We start from the raw sequence: 6,000 nt of genomic DNA, 5'->3' as shown, positions 1-6,000 counted from the left end.
TTACAGACTAAACCCCTTTAAAAGATAATCCACTGCGTGAGGCGTTGAAGTGATCAAATACTCCGGAATCGGTGATCAAATGACTAACGGAATTAGTGATCAAGTCCTCCGGAATACGCATTTTGAACGAGTAGATTTACTACTTAAATATAATCCTGATTTAAATTTAAAAAATAAAGGCACGGAACAAGGTGAGGGCCAAACTGCTCTTGAGTTAGCTCAATATAATCTAAAGCAATATCATGAGAGCGGTAGGGGTAATAAGCAAATCATAGAGTCGTATTCAAAAATAATAGACGTTTTGGAAAAGCACTTAAATCTTAATACTATAAGTAATAAAAACTGAATTGAAATAACGACAATTGGGACTGATTTTACAGTTCATGTGATAGAGGGGCATTTTGAGTTAAATGGCCAAGCAAAGTGATACCCCTTCTGTGAAGCTACTTTTTCTATAATTACTACCAGGTTCTCAAATTACTTAGGCTTTTCATAGCCATTCATAAAACGTTTGAGAACCTAGCTAACAATTAACACATTCAATAAAGAACAAGGAGAATGGGATAGTGAATCAGGCACACAGCCTGAAAGGTTAGTATACACGATCCCATTTTATAGAAATATCAACCTAAATAGAAATCTAAAAATCGGCTTTAGTTATTGATATTTTGTTGGTTATTTCATCACTGCTAAGTGCCTCAAATTTACGGAGCATAGCAGTAGCTTCTTCGATATCCTTCTTAGGTGAATTAGATTTCATAACCCAATCCAATGCTGTATAACCATTACTGGATGGTAAATTAACATCTATTTTTAATTTCTCTTGATAACTTAATATTAATTTTAATAAAGGCAAATTTACTACGGAACTTGCTTTGCGTAATGCCAATGAATAATCTTTTTTATCAATTGCATTTAACAAAGGTATAAAATTTTCATTATCCCCGCATAATTTTTTTGCCTTAGTCATTAATCGCTCATGATGATACTGCTCAGAATTCAACTGGTGTAAAAAAGAGAACTGTGGCTCAATATGTGTTCCAATTTTAGAATTTTGATCGTCATTATTCGATTTTAAAGAAAGTAGATTTTCTTCAATAATTGCAACAAATGAATCAATGGCCGGGGGGGAGGCTGGTAATTCCATGGGTTCAATATCTATTTCTAGTTGAGTAGAGTTAAGAGTGTCCACAATTGAGGGTTTTTCATTGTTCATTAGAGCTAAATAATCTTTTTGCCCTTTTTTGACCACTTCTAATGCTTCATCAGTGGATAACATCTCCAAGCGATTTGGATCTATTATTAAACAAAGTGGTAGATTATTTTTGGCTAATAGTCGGTTAAGTAAAATATAAAAAGTTCGACAATTGCCATCCGCAAATGGGTGCAATTGATTGAGCAATTTTACATGCTGAACAATTATTCGTAGTATTTGTTCATCATTCGTACCTGCCTTACTAACCGCTTCGTTATATGAATTACAAAGGTCCTTCAATTCTTTTTTCATTAATTTTTGAATAGACAATCGATTGCCAGATGCAGGTAGAAGCTTGTTTTCTAAAATGTTAATGAAACACTTATACTCAGTATTGGTTAGGAGTGATGCAAATAATTTGTTGAATCCAGTCGCATTTGGGAAATAGTCCTCTGTTTTGCTGGTCACGCCAAAAAATTGCCTTTGCTGGAAAATTACACTAAGACCTTTTTTTAGTTTTGAGTTAAAAGGGTATAAAAATACCTCTTGCCCTGAGAGATTTGTTGGTTTGAAGTGAATATAATGAAAAGGATTTTGCTTATCAACAAACCAAAATTTTAAAAACTCTTCAAATCCTTGTTGTGAACCATTTGGATTTATTGGTTGGAGTATCCGGCCATCAGGGGTTCTTAACTCAGCTAGGCCTACAGTAAAAAAATTGGGTGAATTTTTAAGTTGTCCTGGATGACAATTTGGTTGATGAGCTAATGCTTGAGCATGTATACCACAAATTATCTCAGGGCTAAGTCCGTCAGTTAAAGAATCATTAAAAGCATAGTTATAAGCATTTAACATCGCCTTTGTATACCCAGCCTCACGATTTTCAAAAGCCTGAATATTATTAGTTTGAGATAAATTAATTATATCTATAAAAAACAGGTGTAAATATTTTTTAAAATCTTCTACGGGAAATTTTTTTGTTGTAGTGTTATCTGTGTGCATAAAATAGATCCTTGTATCTACTACATTGTGTAGCAAAGTCGTCAATTGGCGCAGCATTTTATATTAATATGCTAAAAATAAAAGAAATTTTTAAAATCTGATATAATCTTTCATGAGGGCGCGAAAGGCATCATCATACTATCAAAATTCCTGGAGCGGGAGAGAGGGCAGATCGTAGTGAAATTGAAAAATCTTTGATCAATTCAAGACTAAATATTGTCTAAAAAACTTCAGGGGCGTTGCCTAGTATTAACATTAATAATTTATTTTGCTCTAAATTGATGTCATTCCCGCGTAGGCGGGAATCCATATTACAAACAAAGTAATAAACTAATTTGATGGATAGATTCCCGCCTGCGCAGGAATGAAACTACATAAACAATTTTCCCATTAATTACTCGAAAAACGGTACAAAAACAGGTGCCGATACCTCCGGTCGGCCAACCCGACACATTCTCTCGAGAGTCCAAACAATAATTGGCTTTCTGGAGGAACTTGATAACTTGCTGACAAGAGATTCTCGGTTATAACCCCAATTCCAATAATAGCAATCGACTATACTTAATAAATAATGATGTGGATTGGGAGTTTACCGATCATGGCAAAAGCAAAAGTTCAACGAAGTAACAACCCTCCCTTCCAAATAATGATCTGTGGAACCAACCATTCTGGTAAAACAACACTTTGTAATGCATTGCGGGGTGCGGATTCACCGGGGAACATACATACGCCCTCTATCGATACGTACGATACATCAATTGAAGAGGGAACTAAAATTAGATTACTTGATTTCGCAGGATCATACGATGATGTAGTTTCATACCTAAGACAACACTATATCGAACAATCGCAAATTTGTGTGGTGTGCATCGATAGAGATAATACGAATTCATATAATATAGCTGAAATGGCTATCAAAGAAATTCACAAACTCGATCCGGACAAGAAAATTGTTATCGCCCTTACCAAAGAAGATAAATACTTGAAATCACGTGACTATGAAATACTCGTGAAAGATAGCATGCTTAAAAAACTTGAAGCAACATATGGTATCGGAGCTTCTATCAAAACCAGTGCAGCGAAGAAGGATGTAGCAGAATTGCAAACTACATTGCTCAAACTTAGAGAGGAAGTTATCGCTAGGGAAGAAAGGGGAATGCCTAATATTTCATCTGTGGAAGAATATTTTCCCGTGGAAGAATCCTTGGACGAAGTAATAAGGAGAATACATAATTTATCAGCACTCTTTGATAACGCTCAGATAGAACTTACAAGGCAGGATGCTTTGGCGAAGAAAGAATCTAACGCTGAAGCTATGGAGGCCATAAATGAATCAATGGAGGTAATGTCTAAATTTTCAAAAAAACTAACTGACATAACAAAAATTCCGGAGGAGATGAAGAATGCGCCAGATACAGAAAAAAGGGACGCTATGCTTAAAGAATTTGAAGCTGCATTTAATAAGTATGCTCGCGACGCTAATTCCACATTATTGACAATCCCCCCCCCCCAAAATGTGAAGCATTTTTTATTCAGGCTATTGCGTGCTCCATTTATCAAGCTGCGAATGTATACCCATGAAGAAAAGGCAGAAAAAGAGCGGGTTAAACATCAAACTGACTTCAAAAACAGACTGCAGATGGAGGGGGATCGTTATAAGGAAAAAAACAGCAACAACGATCAACAATCAGGAAAAAAAGATGATACGGCAATAGATTCTAGTTTGTCCTGAGTTCTTTGCAGAGCCGACCTACGCTCGACGTTAGAGATGTGAGAAAAGATAACTAAATTGGTTTGAACATTATGTTTTCCATTTGTTCAGGTGCCTTAGTAGAGACTAATTGGGGTGTATTATACTTCGTCGTGAATTCGCTAACCTGAAACATATAACCAGTGCCGGACTCATTCTTAACTATTTCAATTTTTGCATTTATTTCGGCGAGTGGAACTATATTGTTTTCTGTTTCGCCTTGGACTTCGCTAAGACATTGCATCAGGGGTTTCTCTAGCTCATCCTCATTAAGCTCTATCAAAGAAATACCATCGCTACCCATCACAAAAAGCCGTTGAGGACTGCTCATATCAAGAGGATCCGCATAAGAACAGGTTAGGATTTTTAAATTAACCGTCGCATAAATTTTATCGTTACTATCTTTAGACCAATTAATGTGTCCAACAGTAATACCACTTTCTAAGCCTTGAATATCATCCTCAACCAACTTAGTCGTATTAGTAAATTCCTTCAAGAGACTCCCTTGTAAAAACTGACCACCAAAATGATAAAGTTTATTGGCTTTTGAATGAGGTGTATCAATTTTATCACCAGCAAAATTTTGTATGGCTTCTTGCAATATCCTCTCTCTATGACCCAACACAGCCCCCGGAATAATTGCAGCGCCATATAGTGTTACTCCCTTTCGGATAAGATCATCGATAATTGTAGACTTATCGTTAGCTTCTTCCTGTTGGGTAGTGGTTTCCATATCATAAAGAGCTTGTGATTCTTTGAGTTCACTTTGACTGTAAGAAATTTCGCTGCAGGGAATTTCACCTTGGGCATGAAGATTTGCCAATTCATGATGATTGATTAAGGTATCATGAGTTTTAACCAGTAAACGAAAGAGAGAAGAGTTTTCATGTATTGAATATTGAACATTTTTTTTCTCAGAGGCACTTTCTTTCTGTACCTTCTTTTGAATACCAATGTTTTGAGAGGTTCGGTAGCGATGGTTATCCAACCAGTCCGCAAAAGAAACTTTTTTAGAGCCTGTAGTCGTAATCGTTAAATGCTCTAGAACTTGCAAGGCGTCAGCCAATTCACCAATAGTCATTGGCTGACGCTTAAGTGCTATCAAATTAAAAAAGTTATCAATTGCTGTCAAGTTTTCTCTAGTTTTAAAAAAACTCTTCTCTTGACTTCTAGTTATCATCTCTTTTAATTTATTCCATTCTACTGCAATCTGTGCAAGTGCGGTTTCTGTTGTTTTCATAACAATATTTCTCGCAAAAATTGATCACCATGATTATTTTATGGTATAAAAATTGAGTTTATATTAAAAATGTAGACCATTTATCCGGGCATGATGTGAAAAAACTACTAACCTTATCTAATTTAGGGATTTTTTTTTTGTTTCTCGAAATAATTATTCCGCAATAAATTTGAATTATATGGAAGTTTGCTTTGTCCATTCGGTTGTTTTTGCTCTGAATTAACTATCTTAAAATGGAGAATAAATATGTTTTTTAAGCAAGAACTCAAAGGAACTATCGAAAATGAAAAAAAAGTACATTGTTTTTTCATTCCAATCGTGGAGCAAATAAAAGCAAGTGATTACAATAAAACTTATATTTGGAATTTGGCGAAAGAAGCCAATATAACACGTAAATTTTATTCCTCACCCGAGTTATTGGCACGCATGGAATCAGGGCGGTTAGGTCCAAAAAGTATCTTATCTTGCTATAAAGTCTCATTGACAGAAACACAGCACCAACAATTAAGAGCAGTTAGCGGTAGAGACAATGTCTTTCTCGGCTCTTTGAATTTTATCTACTCTGATATTGAAAGCCTTATCCATTTTGTTCAAGGACGGCAACTAGAGCATGCGAATCCTTTCTACGAGCAAGACACGCCTGTAAATCAATCAGTTCGCGCTGCATAATGGATAAAGTAAGTAGCCGTTGTAGATAAAATTAATTATTACAGGACTTATGAAAACCCCCAATCTCTTCGTTAAAAAATGTTTTTAATTCGGTCATTTAGTCTATCTAAACTCCCTCATTAAAAACATTTTTTGCCTCGACCC

5 protein-coding genes are annotated in these 6,000 nt (G+C 35.5%); 3 read left to right on the top strand and 2 right to left on the bottom strand.

Going from position 1 to position 6,000, the window contains the following annotated elements; genetic code table 11:
• The first annotated feature begins 79 nt into the window (after nt 1-79).
• Nucleotides 80-346, top strand: coding sequence for a hypothetical protein (locus tag ELY20_RS15985; protein ID WP_110144034.1), 267 nt, complete (start codon nt 80-82; stop codon nt 344-346).
• A 294-nt stretch (nt 347-640) separates the two neighbouring features.
• On the opposite strand, the gene ELY20_RS15980 is transcribed toward ELY20_RS15985, so the two are convergent.
• On the bottom strand, nt 641-2,197 hold the full coding sequence (locus ELY20_RS15980) for a Fic family protein (RefSeq protein WP_158618899.1): 1,557 nt from the start codon (nt 2,195-2,197) through the stop codon (nt 641-643).
• 598 nt (nt 2,198-2,795) lie between these two features.
• Between ELY20_RS15980 and ELY20_RS15975 the strand changes: the two genes are divergently transcribed.
• Nucleotides 2,796-3,929, top strand: a complete 1,134-nt coding sequence (locus tag ELY20_RS15975; RefSeq protein WP_158618898.1) for a GTPase domain-containing protein — start codon at nt 2,796-2,798, stop codon at nt 3,927-3,929.
• Between the two features lie 52 nt (nt 3,930-3,981).
• Here the strand turns inward: ELY20_RS15975 and ELY20_RS15970 are convergent, their stop codons facing one another.
• The gene (locus tag ELY20_RS15970; RefSeq protein ID WP_110144031.1) at nt 3,982-5,187 is read right to left on the bottom strand and encodes a hypothetical protein; all 1,206 of its coding nucleotides are present in this window, start codon (nt 5,185-5,187) and stop codon (nt 3,982-3,984) included.
• Nucleotides 5,188-5,433: 246 nt separating this feature from the next.
• Here ELY20_RS15970 and ELY20_RS15965 point away from each other — a divergent pair, with 246 nt between their 5' ends.
• The gene (locus ELY20_RS15965; RefSeq protein WP_110144030.1) at nt 5,434-5,856 is read left to right on the top strand and encodes a hypothetical protein; all 423 of its coding nucleotides are present in this window, start codon (nt 5,434-5,436) and stop codon (nt 5,854-5,856) included.
• Nucleotides 5,857-6,000: the final 144 nt, after the last annotated feature.

Source organism: Legionella qingyii (genome assembly GCF_003990155.1).
Lineage (GTDB): Bacteria > Pseudomonadota > Gammaproteobacteria > Legionellales > Legionellaceae > Legionella > Legionella qingyii.
The sequence above is the reverse complement of the archived record's forward strand: the minus strand, read 5'-3'. Positions and strand labels throughout refer to the sequence as shown.